We start from the raw sequence: 20,641 nt of genomic DNA, 5'->3' as shown, positions 1-20,641 counted from the left end.
CATGTCGCGCCTTGCTCGTCCCTTGCACCCACTGGCCCTGTCAGTGGCGTTCGCCTTTGCCGCCGTGCCGTTGCTCACCGTTGAGTCTTCCTTTGCAGAAGAGAACATCAGTGCCGTGCGCCGTTTCTCGATTCCCGCCGGGGACTTGAGCCAGGCGCTCAATAGCCTCGCCGAGCAGGCGGGGCTGGTGCTGGCGTTTGATGCGAGCTTGGCCCGGGGCAAGCACAGCAACGGGTTGAGCGGGCAGTTCGACACCGACGTGGCGTTGACTCGGCTGTTGGCTGGCAGCGGCTTGCAGGCGTTGAAGATTTCCGCTGATCGCTACCGGCTGGAACCCATTCCGGATAGCGGTGGCGCCATGGAGTTGCAGGCCACGACCATCAACGGCGCGTATCAAAGCGAAAGCCCCACCGGCCCTGTAGTGGGCTATGTGGCCACGCGTAGCTTGTCGGGCACCAAGACCGACACCGCGCTGATCGAGACGCCGCAGTCGATTTCCATCGTCACCAAAGACCAGATGCGCGCGCAAAACGCCGAAAGCCTCAACCAGATCCTGCGTTACAGCGCTGCCGTGGTCCCGGAAACCCGTGGCGCCACGGCTTCGCGGCTCGACCAGTTGACCATCCGCGGCTTCGCGCCCGCGACTTACCTTGACGGCCTGCGCTTGCCGTCCAGCCGAGACGCTTCGCCGCAAAAGGACGCGTTCGACCTGGAGCGTGTCGAAGTGCTGCGCGGCCCGGCTTCGGTGCTCTACGGGCAGGGCACGCCGAGCGGAGTGATCAATATGGTCACCAAGCGACCGCTGGACACGCCTTTTCATGAGATTGGCGTGGAGTACGGCACCTTCAACAAGAAGCGCACCACCTTCGATCTGAGCGGCCCGATCGACGATCAGGGTATTTATTCCTACCGAGTGGCAGGCCTTTTCGATGACGCCGACGGTCAGGTTCAGCACACCGAAACGCGTCGCCAATCGCTGTCCAGCGCCTTCACCTGGCGACCGGACGATGCCACCTCGCTGACCCTGCTCGGGCATTTTCAGAAGGATCCTCAAGGCGCGTCCTACGGCTCGGTGCCCGCCTGGGGTTCGGTGCTGCGCAGCCCCACCGGGCATAAGATCGACGTGGATTTCTACGACGGCGAAAAGCGCTTCGAGAAAAGCGACCGCGAACATTACTCATTGGGCTACGCCTTCGAACACCACTTCAACGATGTGTGGACCGTGCGCCAGAACGCCCGCTATATGCGCGCCGAAGGTATCTATCGCAGCATTTACAACAGCAACTTGCAGGCCGATTACCGCACCTCCAACCGTTCGACCATCGCTGCTGATGTCGATATGGACGCCTATACCCTCGACAACCAACTGCAGGCCAAATTCGACACCGGGCCGTTGCAGCACACGCTGTTGACGGGCCTCGATTACCAGAACATCACCACAGACACCAAGACCGGTTATGGCAAAGGTCCGACCCTGGATATCTTCGACCCGGTCTATGGCGCGCCGGTCGTCACACCTGCTTTCAGCACTGACGCCACCTCACGCAGTGAGCAGACCGGTGTCTATTTGCAGGAGCAGATGAAGTGGGACCAATGGGTACTGCTGCTCGGCGGCCGTTATGACTGGGCCAGCACCGACAGCACCACCAAAACCCTCAGCAGCGGCGCCAAGAGCAAGTCCTCGCTGGACAGCAAGGCCTTCACCGGCCGCGTGGGGCTGGTGTATCTGTTCGATAACGGCCTGGCGCCGTATGCCAGTTATGCCGAGTCGTTCAACCCGCAGTCGGGTACCGGCTACGGCGGTTCGGTGTTCAAGCCGACCGAGGGCAAACAGTATGAAATCGGCATCAAATATCAGCCGCCAGGCAGCAACAGCTTTATCACCGCAGCGATTTTCGACCTGCGCCAGAGCAACGTGCCAACCATGGACCCGGACCCGACGCACCTGTGCGGCAACGGGCGCTGCAGCATTCAGGACGGCGAACAGCAATCCCGTGGCTTTGAGCTGGAAGGCAAGGCCAGCCTGAACGATAACCTCGACATCACGGCGGCCTATGCCTATCTGGACAACCGTGCGAGCAAGTCCAACAGCACCGTGCAATATGCGCCGATCAGCGACATCGGCACCGGCCCGGCGATCCCGGTCAAAGGCACCACCACCTACGGCGTGCCGCGCCATACCGCGTCGGCCTGGGCGGATTACACCTTCCATGATGGCCAGCTCAAAGGCTTCGGCATGGGCGCAGGGGCACGTTACGTGGGCTCGTCCTGGGGTGATACCGCCAACACCCTGAAAGTGCCGGGCTACACGCTGGTGGATGCGGCGGTGCACTACGACATCCCGAATATCGCCAACCCCAAAGACAACCTGCGCCTGGCGCTGAATGCCACCAACCTGGCAAACAAGGAATATGTGGCTTCGTGCTACTCCTACTCGTGGTGCTGGTATGGCTCGCAGCGCACGGTGCAGGCGAGTGCGACTTATCAGTGGTGACACACACGGATAAGGCAATTTAATGGCCCCTTTGTAACAAAAATCTCGCCAGAATCACTTTTATTTTCAGGTGGTTAGGTGAGGAAGCAAATGCGCTCTGTGGGAATCATGCTGATCGCCTGCTCATTGGCGGGCGGCGCGGCTGCCGTGCAGGCACGGGAGCTGCGCGAGGGTGACAAGTACATGTGCAGTTGGGGCGCCGGTACGGCCGCCAGGGCCCAGGAACTCAAACTGTCGGGGGTGTCGCTGTATGCCGCCCGGCAGAAGATCCAGACCCTCAAGTTCAGCAAGTCGTGGATGCGCATGATGGCCATGGGCATCACCGAGCAGACCTACGACAGCCGTTCGCGGCTCAAGCCCGAGGCGATTCGCCAGAGTTTCTATCAGGATTGCCTGCGCTATAAAGTCGCGCGCAAATAGCACCTTCGATTTGCACCGGTCAGTGCAAAATCTGTGTAAGCCCGTCCAACTTTGCCCTGGCGCCCGTCTCCATACTGGCGCCAGGTAAACGAAGAGGCACAGGCCATGACTGATTACGTATTCACCCCCGCGCAAACCCCGTCCCTGGCGATTCAGGGCAGTGACGCACGTTTTCCGCTGCGCCGCGTGTTTTGCGTGGGTCGCAACTACGGCGAGCACTCCCGGGAAATGGGGCACGACCCGGACCGCGAGCCGCCGTTCTTCTTTATGAAACCGGCGGATGCGGTGGTGCCGGCGGAAGGCGTGATTGCTTATCCGCCGCTGACTGCCGACCTGCACCATGAAGTGGAACTGGTGGTGGCCATCGGCAAGGGCGGGGTGGATATCAGCCCTGAAGAGGCGCTTTCCCATATCTGGGGTTACGGTGTCGGCATTGATCTGACCCGGCGCGACTTGCAAACCCAGGCGAAAAAGCTCGCGCGGCCGTGGGAATGGGGCAAGGCCTTTGATGAGTCGGCGCCGAGCACGGCATTGCAGCCGGTCAGCGCCATCGGGCACCCGTCCACCGGGGCCATCTGGTTGAAGGTCAATGGCCAGCAGCGCCAGATCGGCGACCTGGCTGACCAGATCTGGTCCGTCAGCGAAGTGATCAGCCATGCCTCAAAATCCGTGGCCCTCAAGGCTGGCGACCTGATTTTCACCGGAACGCCTGCAGGCGTCGGCGTGTTGCAGCCTGGGGACGTGGTTACGGCGGGTATTGAAGGCATCGGTGAGTTGAGTTTCACCCTCAGCAAGGGTTGAGGCTAAAGTGGTGACCAGGCCAATCGAGAGATCTTTATGCCCGGCACCCGCGTCACCACTTATGGCATGGAACAACGCAGCGACCGCCCTGATTTTTACATCCGCGACAAACGCGGGCGGGCGGCGCTGACCAGTCCCCATCGGCATGAGTATTTCCAGATCCAGATCAACCTCGGCGGTGACACCGTGCAACACATCGGTGGCGCCTTGCGGCCGTTTCCGCGCAAGGCGCTGGCTTTCATTCTGCCCCACCGACTGCATGTGATTCCCCATCCTGAGGACGGTGAGTTCATGCTGATCAACTTCAGCCAGGCGTTTTTCCTGCCGCAGCTGACCTGCGATCCGTTGGACCTTGAAGATATTCCCATCGGCCAGGCGCCGGAGCTTTCGCCGTTTCGCTTTCAGGAGCAGTTGGACTTCATCCTTGAGGATGCAGCCTTTGGCGAAGTGCAGACGTGGCTCGCGCACATGCGCACGCTGGACGCCCAGCGCACCTTCGGCGCCCGCGAGCGGCTCAAGGGCTATCTGTTTCAACTGATTGGCCTGGTCTGCGAACAGTACGCCGAACCCCTGCAGGCGTACGCCGCCACCAACGCCACCCGGCGCGGGCGCAAGGATGCCTTGGCGCGCGTGCAGGGCTATATTCGCGAGCATGTGCACGAGCCCGGCCTCAACCTGAGCGATGCGGCCGCCGCTGCCTTTTTGTCGCCGAACTACCTGACCCATCTGCTGCGAAAGGAAACCGGTAAACCGTTCTCCCAACTGGTGCTCGACCGACGCATGCAACTGGCGCGCACCTTGTTGCTCAACAGTGCGCAGATGATTGGCGTAATAGCCCTGCGCTGCGGGTTTACCGACGAAGCCTACTTTTCCCGCTGTTTCCGCAAGGCCCACGGCCTGGCGCCGGGGCAGTTCCGTCGCCAGCAACAGGCGCAACCGTTGTAGCTCCCACAGGCGACCGCGTCCACTTTTTGAAATGCGGTCAATTGTGGGAGCTGGCTTGCTTGCGAAGGCGGCGGCACTGCCAACACAGAGGCCATCTGACCCACCGCCATCGCAGCCTCGCTAAAGCTCGACAGCTCCCACAGGCGACCGCGTCCATTCTTTGAAATGCCGTCAAATGTGGGAGCTGGCTTGCCTGCGAAGGCGGCGCACTGCCAACACAGAGGCCACCTGACTCACCGCCATCGCAGCCTCGCTAAAGCTCGACAATTCCCCCACGGGGGCTGTGACGTTTGAATGATCTCCACCGGCAGGGCGGTCGTGCCGGGCTCACTTTTACAAATCCACGACAATCGATATGTTTCTATTTGCATACAATTGCGCTTCCCACCCTGGAGGACAGTATGCAAATGCTTATTCGCCTGGCGAACGAGGACGACGGTGACCCCGTGCGCGACCAAAAGCGCAGGGCGCGCTAGTGCCATGAGCCTGCCAGAACCGTCAGCCTCCGATAACGCCCGCTACTTTGTGATCGGGGTGGTGTGCGTCGCGGTGCTGCTGGGCGCCTATTTCGTGCGGCTCAATGCCCAGGTTGACCAACAACGGGAGCAAGCCAGCGAGCAGTTGGCACTGTGCCGACACGTTGAAAACATTGCGCGTGCCACAATCCCGGGCAACCTCGAGCCGGGACTTACCTGTGAGGAATTAAAGGCGCGTTATTCCAAAACATCCGCACCGTTATAATCAATAACCCTATTTAAATAATGGAATTGCATAAGCAAAGTGCAATGCCTTATGAGCGCAACTTGCACCAAAAAGTGGCACTTATTGCGTTGACTACCCTGAAAAACATGTGGTTATTGAATGACTTACACCGTTTTTAATCCGACGAAAGGATTAAATTCGTCTTGTTACAGGTTATTACAATCGTTATTATTGCCGGGCGTTCACCTCCCACGGTTTATGCATTTTTAAATCCCAAGTTTCCATCAGCTACTTGGGATTTTTTTTGCCCGGAATTTGACCTCAGCGTCAAACTTCAATATCTGCAAACTCCGCGCGCATGCGTCCATTGCGCTTGGCCTGGTACAGCAACTTGTCCACGGTCTCCACAAACCCGAGCATGTGACTGTCAGGCCTCACGATCCGCGTACCGACCCCCAGGCTCAGGGTCAACAGCCTGGAAACCGGCGAAAACCCGTGCTCTATCTGCTGTTGGCAAATCAGATGCAGGCAGCGTTGTGCCACTTGCCGCGCTGAAGCCGCATCCGTCTCGGGCAACAACCACACAAATTCTTCTCCGCCGATGCGCGCAATGAAATCCCGCGGCCGGTTGGCAGCCTGAGCCAGGGTGCGTGCCACCTGGCGCAAGGCTTCATCGCCCTTGATGTGCCCGTAGTGGTCGTTGTACTGCTTGAAAAAATCGATATCGAGAATAATCAATGACAGCGGCAACTGGCTGCGCAGGGCGCTGGCCCACTCGCGTTCAAGCACGGTGTCGAACATGCGGCGGTTGGCGATGCCGGTCAGGCCGTCCTGGAAAGAGTATTCCTCCAGCTGTTTTTGCAGGCGAATCAGGTGCTCCTCGGTTTTCTTGCGCTCGCTGATGTCGAACATAAAGCCAATCAGCGCTTGTACTTCGCCGTCCTTGCGCACCACATGCACCACGTCGCGAATCCACACGTAGTCGCCATTGACCGTCAGCGCACGGTAATCAGCCTCGTGGTCCACCCCGGCTCGGGATTGCGACACGCAGAAATTCACCACGTATTCACGGTCGTCGGGGTGCATGCGTTCGACCCAGTCATCCACGCTGACCCAGCTTTGCGGAGTCCAGCCCAGCAGGGTTTCGATCTGCGGGCCGATGTAGCTGAAGGTCATGGTCGGCCAGTCGATGCGCCAGGGGATGGCCTTGGTCGATTCCAGCAGTGTTTTGTACACATCACTGTCGGGCGCGCTTGGAGGTTCGATGCTCATGAAAGGTGGCTCGCGAGAAGGCAAAGAGCCATGAGCCTCTTGCGATCCACAGCGCGAGTCAAGCCTTGAAAAAGCCGGCAGACGAGAGGTCGCACGCCTGCTTTCTGGCGCCAACACACCAGCGTTTAAAGGGCAAAATGCGGAGCAGGTATCACTTTTGAATTAATTGTTCAGTAGCAGGCAAAAGCTTATCTATGCTGGTGGCATCACACCGACAGGGTAGAACCCAGGGACGGGGCTTTATCATGATTTCCATCACCGAACTCAACCAGATAATGGCCTCGGGCTTTCTGCCGCTGTCGTGCGAATGCAGCCTGAACAGTGATGGCTCGCTGCGCATCAGCGTGTACGAGCCGACGTCCGGCCGCGTCGACTTGCTGCTCACCCGGGTTTCACCCCAGGGTCTGGACAGCATCCGTTCCATCTCAAACCTGATTGGTGAACTGCGCACCGAGCTCAAGGCCGGGCGTCGTGGTTTTGCGGCCGTGGGTTAGCTGTTGACGGTGTCTGTCTGGGTGGAGACGGCGCCGTAGTAGCGCCAGCAGCAATGCCGGTGTTCCGGCAGGATCACACAGCCGCTGAGGCTGGCAATCAACAGGGCGGCGACAAGCAGGGTCAGGCGACGGGGCATGATGTTTCCTCTTTATGTGTACTGCGTTAACCGTTGAACGCAGCCGCCTGCGAAAATCCGTCGCGATACGTTCAAACATTTCATCAAGCGCCGTGAGTGCCTGAGCAATACTTCCCTTCGATCCTCGCCGAGAAAATATTCAGTTTTTTTTGCGACGGATTTTTCCGCACCCGCCGTTCAACCCATCAGCAGCGTGCATTTACGCTCGCCGTATGAAGGAGTTGCCATGAGTTCACTGGCCAAATTGCGCTATGCCTTGCTTGTCCCGCTGGCGTTCACCGCGCTTGTCAGCACCCCGGGTTTTGCCGAAACCGAAGTGATCATTCGCCAGGCGCCGCCCGCCGAGCGTGTTGAAGTGATTCCCGCTGAACGCCCGGGCTATGCCTGGGACCGTGGCCACTGGCGCTGGGAAGGCGGTGCCTACGCCTGGGTGCCGGGGCATTGGCAGCCGGTTGAGCGTAACGGGCGCTGGGAGCCCGGCCACTGGGAATCCCGCGGGCCGAACTGGTACTGGCGCGAAGGGCACTGGATTCACTGAACACCCCCTGGCCCCGGACCGAGTATGACCTGATTGAAAGACACTGATCCGGACGTTGAGCTACTGGCACGTATCGGCAACAACGAACCCGCCGCCGTCAACGAAATGGTGACGCGCAAGCTGCCGCGCCTGCTCGCGCTTGCCGGTCGGTTGCTGGGGGACGCCGACGAGGCCAGGGACGTGGCCCAGGAAAGTTTCCTGAAGATCTGGCGCCACGCGGCGAATTGGCGGCCGGGCGAAGCGCGCTTCGACACCTGGCTGCATCGCGTGGCGCTCAACCTGTGCCATGACCGTTTGCGCCGCCGTAAGGAGCGCCCGCTGGACGAGGACGAAGTGCTTGAACTGGCGGACAGTGCGCCGTCCCCGGAGGAACAGCTGGAGACGGCCGACCGCAGCGCAAGGATGGCCGCCGCCGTGGCGGCCTTGCCCGAGCGCCAGCGCGAAGCCATTGTGCTGCAGTATTACCAGGAGCTGTCGAACATCGACGCCGCAGCCCTGATGAATATCAGCGTCGAGGCACTGGAGAGCCTGCTGTCGCGGGCCCGACGTCAGTTGCGCAGCCAACTTGCCGATACACCCGGGCTCGCCCGCCCAGGAAGGGGAAAACCATGACACCTGAACGATTTGCGTACCTGGCCGATGCCTACGGTGCCAGCTTGCAACGCTGGCCCGTCGCCGAGCAGGCTGGCGCCCAGGCGCTGCTCGACAGCGGCGATGCCCGTGCGCGTGAGGCGTTGCGCGAAGCCGGCTGGCTCGACACACAATTGAACGGTTACGCGTTGGCCTTGCCCGACCCTGCGCTGGCGCGGCAGATTCGCCAGTCGGCGCCGCGGCGCGCATCGTTCTGGTCGCGCTATGCCAACTGGCTGTCACCGGCGGGGCTGGTGGGCGCGGGCATTGCCGGTATCGCCGCCGGGGTGCTGGTGGCCTCGCTGAGTGCGCCCTTACCGATGGTTTCATCCGAAGTGCTGCCCAGCGTCTTCGATCAGGGCGACGCCGATGTCGTCTTTACCGTCAACGCCGAGGAAGCCGAGCAATGACCTCCAAACCCCTTAAGCCCTGGTTGCTCGCGTCGGTATTGCTCAACGTATTTTTGCTCGGCGGTGTGGGTGGGGGGCTGTATCACTGGATGGCTGCCCCCAAGCCTGCCGAAGCAGTGGTCAACCAGCATGGTTTGCGCCAGGCGATGATCAAGTTGCCGGCAGAGCGGCGCAAGGAACTGCGTGCGTTGCTGCGGCACAACCGTTCCGACAGCCAGCCGCTGATCATGGCCGGCCGCGAGGCACGTCTGGGGGTGATCAAACAACTCGAAGCGCCGACGCTGGATCGCGATGCGCTGGTGACCGAGCTGGCTAAAGCGCGGGAGGCCGATGCGTCACTCAGGGCACTGGTGGACGGCACGCTGGCGCAATTTGCGAGCAATTTGCCGCAGGATGAACGGCAGAAACTCGTCGAGGCGCTGTACCAGCGCGGGCAGTCCGGAACTAAAGAAAAATTAATCCAGACGGTGGGGAATAAACCCCGTTCTTGAGCCGTTAAGCCCGCATAAACTCTATGGAAGTGTGCTTATGCCGGCTGCGAAAAAGAAACAGGCTTTTGATTTTTCCTGTGGGGCTGCGTCGTTGCTATGCGCGGCGGTGGAGCTGGATGCGACCTTGCCCGGTGGCATGAATGCGACTGATGCGCTGCGCACCAACATGTGTGAGGTGGAACTCTACAAATACACCTCCGGGGCGCTGACCGGCGGGGTGGTCAAACCCTTCGATCCGACAAAGGCCGGATATTCCTACCCCCACAGCGTGGCGCTGGCGGCGCGGACGTTGGGGTTGAATGTGACCATCTATATGGAAGGTTTTCTGGCCAGCGCGCTGGCAACCTTGTACCCCAAGTGCGAGGAGCTGTGCGTGAAGGCGGGCTTCCCGGTGATTCACGGCGCACCACCGCCGATGGCGGCCAACCGCCGCGCGTTATGTGTGGTGACCACCTTTGTCGTAGGGCTGCATTATGTGATGTTGCGGCCGGGAGGGGATTTCATGGACCCGGCGGACGGCGATAACCATGACAATTTCAAGACGATGAATACGTGGTCCAAGGTGTATTCGCAGACGGGAATTACCCTGGTGCTGGAGAAGGAAGTCGAGGTCTAGGACGCTGGCGCGGTATTTGGAGCGAGGAGGATCCCCTCTGGGAGCGGGCTTGCCCGCGATCGCGGTGGTTCAGCCAAGACTAAATTGACTGACACACTGCCATCGCGGGCAAGCCCGCTCCCACATTTTTGACCGAGCGCGGCTGTGCTTTTCTGTGGGAGCTGGCTTGCCTGCGATGGCTGTTTAGCGGTCAGGTACCTGTGGCGAGCGGGCTGCGTACACCGACCAGAACCTCCTGCTCACGCTGTGCGCTGTTGACGTTCACGCAGCGTGCAACGCTCACGCCGTTGCCCTCAAACACGCACATCACCCGATCCCGGAACGCGGTCTGCGGGTAGATCCAGTTCATTTCCAGCGTGCGCGTATCCAGCCAGCGGGCGCCCGCTACGACCTGCGCCTCGTTGAACTCATAACCGTGGTGCAGGTCGCGACCGGGCATGCTGGTCAGGCCTGCCAGCCAATGATCCATTCCCACGTTCAGGCGGTGTGTGGTCTGGCTGTCGGTCAATTCGAAGGTCAGCACGTCACCGCGAAACTCGAATGACAGCTGCTTCACGCCCAACCCGTTTTCAGCCATCGCAAACACACGCGTCGAGTCTGCTGGAACCGCGCAGGCTGAAACCAATGAAGGCCGTTCGGCCATGCTCGCCAATCGCACTTCCAGCCGTGCATCCGCTTCGGGCGTGCCACCGCCGCCAAACGCCGCCGGAAAGTACTGCTCGATGTACGGAATGATCTCGGCCGAGTTCTTCATGCCGCCGACCACCACCAGCGTCGCGTCATGCTCGCGGTACACCGCCGCCATTTGCACGAATACGCCCAGGGCACTGAATGCGCCGACGGGTTTCATCATCCAGTGGTAGCCGTAGCGGCTGTTGGGCCCGCCCTGGGGCTGCGTGGCCGCCTTGACCCACGCGGCGGGCAGGATTTGCTCGCCCTGCCACACGCCGTTTTGCGCGTGCAACACGGCTAGTTTCAGCACCGCCGACACCGGCGCGGTCAGGCCATTGCCGCCGGGGTTCACACCGTCGGGGCCGATGTCCCAGCGCTCGTTGTGAATCTCCAGCGGCGCGAACAGCCGCGGTTTGAGGTAGTCGTGCAGGGTCTGCCCGGTCACGCGGTTGATCAGCGCCGACAACATGTAGCTCGCCGCGCTGGTGTAGACGTATTCGGTGCCCGGCGCAAACGCCAGAGGGATCTTGAAAAATTCGGCAATCCAGCTGGTCTCTATTCCACGCCACACCGAGCCCGAGGTATTGCTCGCGTGCCCGGTGCGCATGGTCAGCAGGTGTTCGACGGTCATGTCCGCGAGGCGCGGGTCGGCGTCTTCCGGGACTTCGTCGGGGAAGAAGCTCACCAGCCGGTCATCCAGCTTCAACAACCCTTCGTCGATCGCCAGACCAATCGCACAACCGGTGAAACTCTTGGCCATGGAATGCAGCACGCGCGGCTCGTTGGGGTCCACGGGCCAGGTCCAGCCTTCGGCTAGCACATGGCCATGGCGGTGCAGCATAAAGCCGTGCAGGTCGAGGCCGGCGGCCTTCACCGCATCGAGAAACGCAACCACTTGATCGGGGTCAACGCCAACGCTGCTGGCGCTGGCACGGGGCAAACCATCGTAGGAAGTCGGGGGCATGAAAAGGCTCGTGGGGCTAAGGGTCAACGGCTGCGATGCACCAGCCGCGAATAGGAAATCAGCATGCTGGTGAGTTCCTGGCTGACGCTGGTCAGGGGCGAGGACCGGCGGCTGATCAGGCACACATCGCGGCTGGCCAGAGGCTCTGCGATGGCAATGGTGGTCAGGGCGCTGGAAAACAGCTTCATCCCCGGCAACATGCGCGGCTCGATGGTCAGGTAATCGGTTTCCGAGACAATGTGCAGGGTTTCCAGTAACGAGTCGGTGGTGATCGCGATTTTCGGCGGCGCCAGGCCCTGGGTGCGGAACAGCTCGACCAGGCGGTTTTGCGCGCCGCCGACCACGCCGGAAGGGCGCACGCTGATCCATTGGCAGTCCACCAGCGCCTGCACCGACTTGGCGTGTGCCAGCGGGTGGCCCTTGCGCGCGATGATCCCGGCGTTGGAGCTGTAGAGGCGGTCAATCGAGAGGTCGATGTCGGTAACATTCGGCGCCAGCGGGCACAGCACAAAATCCAGGCGGCCATCGCGCACCTTTTCCACCAGGCCTTTGGTGGTGTCGCTGGCCACGTGCACCTGAATGCGCGGGAAGCGCTGGGTGAAGTTGCTCAGCACCGGCAGCAGCAGTTCGGCGAGCGGTTCGGAGGTGACGCCCAGCGCGATGTTGCCTTCGGGTTCGCCTTTCCACGGTTGCAGGTCGAGCAGGGCGCGTTCGCAGTCCAGGGTGATGGAGCGTGCGCGCACCAGAAACACTTCGCCCGCCGGGGTGAGGTTGATGCCCTGGTTCGAGCGTTGCAGCAAGACCACGCCGAGTTCCTTTTCCAGGGTCTGGATCGACTGGGTCAGGGTGCTTTGCGCCACGTCCAGCTGGCGCGCGGCAGAGCGGAAACTGCCTTTTTCAACCACGGCGCAGAACGCGCGAAGATGGGTGAGAGTCATATCGGACGGCCTCGGCTGCGCCAGCAAATTCATTGGATGCCGGCCAGCTTATCTGATGGCTTTCCGGACGCACAGATCGGTTTAAGCAATCAGGTTCATTATTTCTGATCGCCTGGAAACGGCCCCGGCCCTCGATTTTTCGGTAGGCTCAGGGCATTCCCGCTCAGGTTCGCCCGGTGATCGGAAAACCCGAGCCCGATCACCTGGAGCGTTCTTCTCAAGGTTGGCGCGTGAAGAATAAGATCGGTCCAGGAACATTCGCCCACCGTGAACGGCGACCAAAACAACAACAACTATTCAGGAGTTCGGCCGTGCCTCTTTTTGGGTCCTGCCAGCGTCCGAACCCATGCGTAAGGAACAGTTAAGGTGCATTTATCCATGAACAAGACTTTTATCCTGGCAGGCGCCTTGTCTGCGGCGCTGATGGGCACTGCCCACGCTGAAAGTGTCTTGAAGGTGGCGCTCAACGCCGACATCCGCAGCACCGACCCCGGTGTGAATCGCGACACCAACTCGGACGCGGTGATCATGCACATCACCGAAGGGCTGGTGGCGTTTCGTGAAGACGCCACGGTTGGCCCGTTGTTGGCCAAGGACGTGCAGGTCTCCGATGACGGCCTGCGTTACACCTTCCACCTGCGCGACGGGGTGAAATTCCAGAACGGCAAACCGCTGACCTCCGCCGAGGTGCTGTGGACCTGGAAACGCTTTCTGGACCCCAAGACCCAATGGCGCTGCGCGCCTGAATTCGATGGACATGGCGGCGCGAAAATCGTCGACATGAGTGCCCCGGACCCACTGACCGTGGTGTTCACCCTCGACAAGCCCAACGGCCTGTTCCTCACCAGCACCGCGCTGCCGGAGTGTGGCGGCAGCGGCATCCTGTCACCGGATTCACTGAATGCCGACGGCAGCTGGAAAGCCCCGGTCGGCACCGGCCCGTTCCAGTTGGGCGAGTGGAAACCCGGCCAATACGTGGAGCTGCTGCGCAACCCCAACTACACGCCGCGCGATGAGAAAGACCCTGACGGCTACACCGGCAACAAGACCACGCGTCTGGACCGTGTGCGCCTGCTGGTGATTCCGGACCCGGCGGCGGCCAAGGCGGCGTTGCTGTCGAAAAACGTCGACCTGCTGATTGATGTCACCCCGCTGGACGCCACCGAACTGGCCGCCAACCCCGGCGTGCGCGTGACTTCCAGCGGCACCATGTCGGTCAATGCCTTGCTGTTCCAGACCCGCGACCCATTGCTTAAAGATGTGCGCCTGCGCCAGGCCATCGCCCACGCGCTGGACACCGCGCAAATCGTCGAAGCCCTCACCGGCGGGCGGTCCAAGGCCAACAATTCGATGGTCGCCAGCGGCAGCCATTACCACACCGCCATTGAAGACCAGGGCTTTGCCTTCGACCCGGCCAAGACCGCGCAACTGCTCCGCGAGGCGGGCTACAAGGGCGAGCCGATCAAGCTGATCGTCAACAAACGCTACGCCGCGATCTTCGACATGGGCGTGTTCGTGCAAGCCATGGCCAAGGCCAGCGGCATCAACCTGGAGCTGGAAACCCTGGAGTGGGGCACCCAACTTGAGCGCTACCAGAGCGGTAACTACCAGATGATGGCCTTCCCGTATTCCGAACGCCTCGACCCGGCCTTGAGTTTCGACTCGATGACCGGCGACAAGGACAAGGAAGCGCGCAAGGTCTGGGACAACCCCGACGCCCGCCACTGGCTGCGTGAAGCCCAGCGCGAAGGCGACATCACCAAGCGCCAGGCGCTGTTCGATCAACTGCACCAGCAGATGATCAAGGACGTGCCGCTGATCCCGATGTACAACGGCAACGCCATCGCCGCCAGCCGCGACTACGTCAAGGGCCTGCGCACCTGGCCGGTGTCCAAGCCGCGCCTGTGGACCGTCAGCGTCCCTGCCTCCGGGAGTAATTGAGGATGTTGCGCTTTATTTCTCAACGCCTGGCGATGTCGATTCCGACCTTGCTGCTGATCTCGCTGATGGTGTTCGCGATCATCCGCCTGGTGCCCGGTGACCCGGCGCTGCTGATGCTCGGCGACATGGCCGACGCCCATAGCCTGGAAGTCGCGCGCGCATCGTTGGGGCTGGACCAGCCCTTGCCGGTGCAATTTGTGATTTGGCTCAAGGCCGTGCTCAGCGGTGACCTGGGGCATTCGATCACGACCAATGAAGCGGTATTGCCGCTGATTCTGGACCGTTTTCAGGTGAGTGCCGGAATCGTGCTGGTCTCGGTGCTGCTGGCGGCGCTGATCGCGGTGCCGGCGGGCTTGCTGGCGGCGTGGAAGCAGGACAGCGCGCTGGACTTTGGTGTGGTGTCGACCGCGACGCTGCTGCTGTCGATCCCCAGTTTCTGGCTGGGCCTGCTGTTGCTCTACGCGTTCGGCATCAAGCTGGGCTGGTTGCCGGTGGTGGGTTACGTGTCGTTCAGCCAGTCGCCCTGGCAGGCCGTCACCTTCATTGTGCTGCCGATTGTCACCCTGACGCTGGTGGAGTTGGGCGCGATCACCCGCATGGCGCGGGCCAGTGCGATTGAAGTGCTGCGCCTGGAATACATCACCCACGCCCGGGCCAAGGGCCTGTCGGAGCGCGCGGTGCTGTGGCGGCATGCCTTGCGCAACTCGTTTGCGCCGACCTTGACCCTGATCGGCCTGATCCTCGGCAACCTGCTCAGCGGCATCGCGGTGCTGGAAACCGTATTCACCCTGCCGGGCATCGGCCGGTTGATGGTCGACGCCATCTATGCCCGCGACTACCCCGTGCTGCAAGGCTGCCTGTTGCTGGTGACCTTTGTTTATGTGCTGGTCAACCTGTTGGTGGACCTGCTGTACCCGCTCTTCGACCCTAGGGTTAAGTTATGAATAAGCCTCTTCCTGTTGCGCCCGACGTGCTGCTGCCGGCACCGGCGCGTGCCCCGAAGGCCTGGCGTGTGCCGCCGTTGAATGCGCTGATCGGTGCGTTTCTGCTGGGGGTGCTGTTGCTGATGGCCGCCCTGGGTCTGGTGTGGACACCCCACGACCCGCTGGCGCTGAACCTGCTGGCGCGTTTGCAGGCTCCCGGCGCCGCGCACCTGCTGGGCACCGATGAATACGGCCGCGACGTGCTGAGCCGTTTGATGATCGGCGCGCACACCAGCCTGTGGGTGAGCGTGTTGACGGTGACCCTGGCCATCGTCGCCGGTACCTTCCTCGGCCTGCTTTCCGGCTTCCTGCGCGGCTGGGTCGACCGTGGCCTGATGATGATCAACGACGCGCTGCTGGCGTTTCCGGGGATTCTGCTCGCGTTGGGCTTGATGGCGATCATCGGCCCGAGCCTGTACGGCATCGTCTTCGCCCTGAGCCTGGCTTACACGCCGTCGGTGGTGCGGGTGGTGCGCGGCACGGTGTTGTCGCTGCGTGAAAAGGAGTTCGTCGAAGCCTCGCGGGTGATCGGCAATTCCGAGCTGTACACCATGCTGCGCCACATCGCGCCGAACTGCGTGGCGCCGGTGTGCGTGCTGGCGACCAGCATGTTCGGCTGGGCGATTCTGGCCGAAAGCGCCTTGAGTTTCCTCGGCCTGGGCGTGCCGCCGCCGGCGGCGACCTGGGGCAACATGCTCGCGGCCAGCCGGCCGTACATTGCCACGGCCAGTTGGCTGGGGTTGTTTCCCGGGGTCTGCATCGCCATGGCGTTGCTGGCGTTCAACCTGTGTGGCGACGCCTTGCGTGACCGCCTTGATCCACGGATGAGTAAATGACCATGACTGACGTACTTCTGGCCGTCGATCACCTGAAAATCCGCGTCGGCGCCCACGGCCCGCTGGCGGTCAACGATCTGAGTTTCACCATTGCGCCGGGTGAAATCGTCGCCCTGGTGGGCGAGTCCGGCAGCGGCAAGACCATGGCCGCCCGGGCTGCCATCGGCCTGTTGCCGCCGCCGCTGGAGCATTGCGGCGGGCAGGTACGCTTCCAGGGCCACGACCTCAACAGCCTGGCGCCCGAGCAACTGCGCCAGCTGCGCGGGGCGAAAATCGGCATGGTGTTCCAGGAACCCATGGTGTCGTTGAACCCGTCCATGAGCATCGGCGAGCAAATGGCCGAGGGCCTGCGCTTGCACACCAAGCTGACCGAGGAGCAGATTCGCGCCCGCAGCCTGGAGATGCTCGGGCATATCGGCATCAAGGACGCCGAGCGCTGTCTGGCGGCGTTCCCCCATGAGTTCTCCGGCGGCATGCGCCAACGCATCATGCTCGCCTCGGTGATGCTGCTGCGTCCGGCGCTGCTGATTGCCGACGAACCAACTACGGCGCTGGATTGCCTGGCGCAACTGGACGTGTTGAAACTGATGCTCGACCTGACCCGCGAGCAGGGCACGGCCATTCTGTTTATCAGCCATGACCTGTCGCTGGTCGCGCGTTACGCCGACAAGGTGGTGGTGATGCGCGAAGGTCGCGCGGTGGAGCAGGGCACCATCGAACAGATTTTGCTGTCGCCCAAGGCTGAATACACCCGGCAATTGCTGGAAGCCTTGCCGCGTCGCGGCGTACTGGCGCAGTTGCCCAAGGCTGACGGGCCACTGCTGACGGTCAAGGACGTGTGCATCGAACACCCCGGCCCGCGCAGCTTGTGGGGGCGCAGCCAGTTCAAGCGTGTGGTGCACTCGGCCAATCTGAGCATCGCACCGGGGGAAACCCTGGCGTTAGTGGGGGGCAGCGGCTCGGGCAAAACCACATTGGGGCGGGCGATTGTCGGCTTGAACAAAGCCTGTGCCGGCGCCATTGAGTTTGAGGGTGTGGACATTCTCAAGTCCGGCAACCGCGAGCATCGCCTGCAGTGCCAGATGATTTTCCAGGACCCGTATTCGTCCCTCGACCCGCGCATGAAAATCGGCGACATCCTCGCCGAACCCCTGCGCCACGTGCCGGGCATGAGCGGCGCGCAGAAGCGTGAGCGGGTCACCAAAACCTTGTTGGATATCGGCCTGGCCGAGCAGTTTGTCGACCGTTTCCCGCATCAGCTCTCCGGTGGCCAACGCCAGCGCGTCGCGATTGGCCGCGCGCTGGTGCGTCACCCACGGTTGGTGATTGCCGACGAGCCGATTTCGGCGCTCGACATGACCATCCAGAAGCAGATTCTCGAACTCTTCGAACGCCTGCAAGCCCAGTACGGCTTTGCCTGCCTGTTCATCTCCCATGATCTCGCGGCGGTGGAGCGCATTGCCCACCGGGTGGCGGTGATGAGTGAGGGCAGGGTGGTGGAAATGGGCGCGCGAGACGAGATTTTCGACCGCCCGCAACACCCCTACACCCGCAAGCTGCTGGCCGCTGCCAGCCCCCTGGAGAAACTTGAAAACGGTGGCTACCGCATCCGTCAGGGCCCCGTACCGCTAGCGCTGTAACCCAGAGCTGACTGCACCCGCCGCGCAAATCACCGATTTGCGCGAACGGCGAAGCCATGCCCGAAGAACAATAAAAACCCCCAACCATGACACTGCCAGGAGCTTAAAAAAATGAAAAAATCCCTGACTCAACTCATCACAGGCGTAGGCGTCGTGAGCAGCGGGATGATCCCGTTCGCCGCCCAGGCCGACTTCATCAAGGACAGCAGCGGCACGCTGGAATTGAAGAACTACTACTTCAACCGCGACTACCGGGAGAACGCCTCGCAGTCGATGCGGGCGGAATGGGCCCAGGGTTTTATCCTGGGCATCAAGTCGGGGTTTACCGAGGGCACCGTCGGTTTCGGCCTGGATTTGACCGGCATGCTCGGCGTGAAACTTGACTCCAGCCCGGGGCTTTCCGGCACCGGTTTGCTGCAACGCGACAGCGACAAAAACGTCTCCGATGAGTACTCCAAACTCGGCGTGACCGCCAAGGCGCGTTTCGCCAAAAGCGAGCTGCGGGTGGGCTACCTGGTGCCGGACCTGCCGATTTTGCAGCCCAACACCAGCCGCCTGTTTCCCCAGTCGTTCAGCGGTACGCAGCTTGTTTCCAACGACATCAGCAACCTGAAAATCAGCCTCGGCCAGCTCGACCAGGCCAAGGACCGTGATTCCACCAACTATGAAGACATGAAGCTGACCACGGTCAGCAAGGTCTACAAAAGCACTGCGCTGAGCGACAAGTTCCGCTTTGCCGGGGGTGACTATTCGCTGACACCCAACACGCTGGTCAGCTACCACTTTGCCGCGCTGGACAGCATCTACCAGCAGCAATACGTGGGTTTCAAGAACAACTTCGGCCTCGGTGGCGGCACGCTGAAAACCGACGTGCGCTACTTCAACTCCGACAAGGACGGCGCGGGCCTGGCCGGCAAGGTTGATAACAGTGCGTTGAGCACGCGCCTGACCTACCAGTACGGTGGGCACAGCATCGGCGGCGGCTTCCAGCGCCAGTACGGCACCACGCCGTTTACCTACCTGGACGGCTCGATCACCTACCTGTTCACCGAATACCAGTTCAGCAACTTCACCCAGACCAAGGAACAGGCGTGGCACGCGCGCTACGACTACAACTTCGCCGACCTGGGCGTGCCGGGCCTGTTGATGGGCATCAAGTACGCCAAGGGTGATTCGGCCGAGGTGATTGGCTTCAACGGCGAAGGGCGTGAGTGGGAACGTGACCTGGACATCAGCTATGTGGTGCAGAACGGGCCGTTCAAAGGCGTGTCGATGCGTTGGCGCAATGCCCTGAGCAAGGGCAACTACTTCAATGACGTCAACGAAAACCGCGTGATGCTGGGCTACACCCTGGCGCTCTGGTAGTTCCCCTCACTGTGGGAGCGGGCTTGCTGTGGCGAGCAAGCTTGCTTGCGCTGGGGTGCGAAGCGCCCCCCAAAAGCCAGCTCCCACACTGATCGGATTATCAGATCGAGATAGCTGTAGCCGCCCTTACAGGCGATCACCCGGTCTCGTTAGTATTTTCTCAAGGTCCATCACTCGAATATCGAGACTTCCGGTTTATGAAACTTAATCAACACCCTTTGCTGCAAGCGACACAGGGCACCCACAGGTACGTGGAAAGTGAGCATTACGGCGCGGCGGGTGCAGGTCGAAAAATCTATATTCAGGCGGCGCTGCACGCCGATGAAACCCCGGCGATGCTGGTGGCCGCGCAACTGCGTCGGCACCTGGTGGCGCTGGAAAGTGCAGGGCGCCTGAACGCAGAAATTGTACTGGTAGCGGTGGCCAACCCGGCGGGCCTGGGCCAGTACATCATGGGCGCCCCGAGCGGGCGGTTTGAACTGGGCAGCGGGCGCAATTACAACCGCGGTTTTCCGGTGCCGTACCAGGCGATTGTCGGCAAGGTCGAGCACCTGCTGGGCCAGGACATCCACGCCAACCGCGAGCTGATCCGCACCGCCTGGGGCGAATGCCTGCGCGCCGCCCAGCCGATGGATGAATACCAGTCACTGCAACAGACCCTGATGCTGTTGGCCCACGACGCCGACATCGTGCTCGACCTGCATTGCTCCCGCGAAGCGGCGATGCACCTCTACACCGGTGAGTCGGTATGGCCGACCATCGAACCCCTGGCGCGTTACATCGGCGCCGAGGCCACCTTGCTGGCCACCGATTCCCAGGCCAATTCCTTTGATGAAGCGCTGTACCTGTTGTGGGTGAACCTGCGCGAACAACTGGGCGAGCGTTTCCCGATTCCGGACAGCAGCATTGCCGTGACGGTGGAACACCGCGGGCAGCGTGATGTGTCTTACGAGCTGGCCGAGCATGACGCCAGCGCGATCATCGATTACCTGACCCACCTGGGCGCCATCGAAGGCACGCCGCGCCCCTTGCCGGCGTTGCGCAACCCGGCGACGCCGCTGGCAGGCAGCGAACAGTTTTACGCGCCGGGCGCCGGGGTGCTGGTGCACCGCGCGACGGTCGGCAGCCGCGTCGAAGCGGGGCAGGCGTTGTTCGACATCGTTGACCCCCACAGCGGCAAGACCGTGACGGTGACGAGCCACAACACGGGCGTGCTGTACATGCGCCGCGATGTGCGCTTTGTGAAACCCGGCGACCCGCTGGGCCGCGTCTCCGGCGCCACGCCGATTCGCAGCGGCAAGCTGCTGAGCGCCTGATTTTCCAGGCATGAAATGCAATTCAATGTGGGAGCT

The 20,641-nt window shown here is 61.7% G+C and carries 21 protein-coding genes; 17 read left to right on the top strand and 4 right to left on the bottom strand.

All coding sequences use genetic code 11. The annotated features are described in order from the left end of the window. Position 1: 1 nt before the first annotated feature. From ATI14_RS25170 to ATI14_RS25150, 5 genes are all read left to right on the top strand, one after another. The gene (locus ATI14_RS25170; protein WP_016972828.1) at positions 2-2,494 is read left to right on the top strand and encodes a TonB-dependent siderophore receptor; all 2,493 of its coding nucleotides are present in this window, start codon (positions 2-4) and stop codon (positions 2,492-2,494) included. Positions 2,495-2,584: 90 nt separating this feature from the next. Next, a complete protein-coding gene (locus ATI14_RS25165) occupies positions 2,585-2,914 on the top strand; it encodes a hypothetical protein (protein WP_026082948.1) in 330 nt (109 codons plus the stop codon). A 105-nt stretch (positions 2,915-3,019) separates the two neighbouring features. Continuing rightward, positions 3,020-3,715: a fumarylacetoacetate hydrolase family protein gene (locus tag ATI14_RS25160; RefSeq protein WP_016972826.1), complete on the top strand. Its 696-nt coding sequence runs from the start codon at positions 3,020-3,022 to the stop codon at positions 3,713-3,715. A 36-nt stretch (positions 3,716-3,751) separates the two neighbouring features. Beyond that, complete coding sequence (locus ATI14_RS25155) at positions 3,752-4,660, top strand: helix-turn-helix transcriptional regulator (protein ID WP_016972825.1); 909 nt, start codon at positions 3,752-3,754, stop codon at positions 4,658-4,660. 480 nt (positions 4,661-5,140) lie between these two features. After that, complete coding sequence (locus tag ATI14_RS25150) at positions 5,141-5,401, top strand: hypothetical protein (protein ID WP_016972824.1); 261 nt, start codon at positions 5,141-5,143, stop codon at positions 5,399-5,401. A 288-nt stretch (positions 5,402-5,689) separates the two neighbouring features. Here the strand turns inward: ATI14_RS25150 and ATI14_RS25145 are convergent, their stop codons facing one another. Further along, entirely contained in the window at positions 5,690-6,634 is a 945-nt protein-coding gene (locus tag ATI14_RS25145) for a sensor domain-containing diguanylate cyclase (protein ID WP_020372604.1), read from the bottom strand. A 245-nt stretch (positions 6,635-6,879) separates the two neighbouring features. Here ATI14_RS25145 and ATI14_RS25140 point away from each other — a divergent pair, with 245 nt between their 5' ends. Next, complete coding sequence (locus ATI14_RS25140; RefSeq protein ID WP_016972822.1) at positions 6,880-7,128, top strand: DUF1652 domain-containing protein; 249 nt, start codon at positions 6,880-6,882, stop codon at positions 7,126-7,128. Here ATI14_RS25140 and ATI14_RS31475 read toward each other — a convergent pair. Beyond that, positions 7,125-7,265: a hypothetical protein gene (locus ATI14_RS31475; RefSeq protein ID WP_016972821.1), complete on the bottom strand. Its 141-nt coding sequence runs from the start codon at positions 7,263-7,265 to the stop codon at positions 7,125-7,127. The genes ATI14_RS25140 and ATI14_RS31475 overlap by 4 nt on opposite strands. A 226-nt stretch (positions 7,266-7,491) precedes the next feature. Here ATI14_RS31475 and ATI14_RS25135 point away from each other — a divergent pair, with 226 nt between their 5' ends. Genes ATI14_RS25135 through ATI14_RS25115 form a run of 5 tightly spaced genes read left to right on the top strand, consistent with a single transcriptional unit; the run spans position 7,492 to position 9,950 of the window. Beyond that, positions 7,492-7,803 (top strand): YXWGXW repeat-containing protein, encoded by a 312-nt coding sequence (locus ATI14_RS25135; RefSeq protein ID WP_016972820.1) that lies wholly within the window; start codon positions 7,492-7,494, stop codon positions 7,801-7,803. A 33-nt stretch (positions 7,804-7,836) separates the two neighbouring features. Then, positions 7,837-8,415 carry an RNA polymerase sigma factor gene (locus tag ATI14_RS25130; RefSeq protein ID WP_016972819.1) on the top strand — a complete coding sequence of 193 codons (579 nt, stop codon included), beginning with the start codon at positions 7,837-7,839 and terminating at the stop codon, positions 8,413-8,415. Continuing rightward, entirely contained in the window at positions 8,412-8,843 is a 432-nt protein-coding gene (locus ATI14_RS25125) for a hypothetical protein (protein WP_016972818.1), read from the top strand. Before ATI14_RS25130 ends, ATI14_RS25125 begins: the two co-directional genes overlap by 4 nt. Further along, complete coding sequence (locus tag ATI14_RS25120; RefSeq protein ID WP_080520032.1) at positions 8,840-9,334, top strand: periplasmic heavy metal sensor; 495 nt, start codon at positions 8,840-8,842, stop codon at positions 9,332-9,334. The genes ATI14_RS25125 and ATI14_RS25120 overlap by 4 nt, the downstream gene beginning before the upstream one ends. A 37-nt stretch (positions 9,335-9,371) precedes the next feature. Continuing rightward, a complete protein-coding gene (locus ATI14_RS25115; RefSeq protein WP_016972816.1) occupies positions 9,372-9,950 on the top strand; it encodes a T3SS effector IpaJ family cysteine protease in 579 nt (192 codons plus the stop codon). A gap of 190 nt (positions 9,951-10,140) precedes the next feature. Here ATI14_RS25115 and ATI14_RS25110 read toward each other — a convergent pair whose 3' ends face one another. Further along, positions 10,141-11,586, bottom strand: a complete 1,446-nt coding sequence (locus ATI14_RS25110) for a serine hydrolase domain-containing protein (protein ID WP_016972815.1) — start codon at positions 11,584-11,586, stop codon at positions 10,141-10,143. Positions 11,587-11,609: 23 nt separating this feature from the next. Continuing rightward, a complete protein-coding gene (locus tag ATI14_RS25105; protein ID WP_031320151.1) occupies positions 11,610-12,524 on the bottom strand; it encodes a LysR substrate-binding domain-containing protein in 915 nt (304 codons plus the stop codon). 378 nt (positions 12,525-12,902) lie between these two features. Between ATI14_RS25105 and ATI14_RS25100 the strand changes: the two genes are divergently transcribed. The 6 genes from ATI14_RS25100 to ATI14_RS25075 all read left to right on the top strand — a co-directional run bounded on the left by ATI14_RS25100 (position 12,903) and on the right by ATI14_RS25075 (position 20,605). Beyond that, positions 12,903-14,465 carry an ABC transporter substrate-binding protein gene (locus tag ATI14_RS25100; protein ID WP_016972813.1) on the top strand — a complete coding sequence of 521 codons (1,563 nt, stop codon included), beginning with the start codon at positions 12,903-12,905 and terminating at the stop codon, positions 14,463-14,465. 2 nt (positions 14,466-14,467) lie between these two features. Continuing rightward, positions 14,468-15,409, top strand: a complete 942-nt coding sequence (locus ATI14_RS25095) for an ABC transporter permease (RefSeq protein ID WP_016972812.1) — start codon at positions 14,468-14,470, stop codon at positions 15,407-15,409. Then, positions 15,406-16,284, top strand: coding sequence for an ABC transporter permease (locus tag ATI14_RS25090; RefSeq protein WP_026082945.1), 879 nt, complete (start codon positions 15,406-15,408; stop codon positions 16,282-16,284). Before ATI14_RS25095 ends, ATI14_RS25090 begins: the two co-directional genes overlap by 4 nt. Continuing rightward, positions 16,281-17,924: an ABC transporter ATP-binding protein gene (locus ATI14_RS25085; RefSeq protein WP_016972810.1), complete on the top strand. Its 1,644-nt coding sequence runs from the start codon at positions 16,281-16,283 to the stop codon at positions 17,922-17,924. Before ATI14_RS25090 ends, ATI14_RS25085 begins: the two co-directional genes overlap by 4 nt. 111 nt (positions 17,925-18,035) lie before the next feature. After that, a complete protein-coding gene (locus ATI14_RS25080) occupies positions 18,036-19,289 on the top strand; it encodes an OprD family porin (protein ID WP_016972809.1) in 1,254 nt (417 codons plus the stop codon). A 197-nt stretch (positions 19,290-19,486) separates the two neighbouring features. Next, positions 19,487-20,605 (top strand): succinylglutamate desuccinylase/aspartoacylase family protein, encoded by a 1,119-nt coding sequence (locus tag ATI14_RS25075; RefSeq protein WP_016972808.1) that lies wholly within the window; start codon positions 19,487-19,489, stop codon positions 20,603-20,605. Positions 20,606-20,641: the final 36 nt, after the last annotated feature.

Source organism: Pseudomonas tolaasii NCPPB 2192, assembly GCF_002813445.1.
GTDB classification, from domain to species: domain Bacteria; phylum Pseudomonadota; class Gammaproteobacteria; order Pseudomonadales; family Pseudomonadaceae; genus Aquipseudomonas; species Aquipseudomonas tolaasii.
The sequence above is the reverse complement of the archived record's forward strand: the minus strand, read 5'-3'. Positions and strand labels throughout refer to the sequence as shown.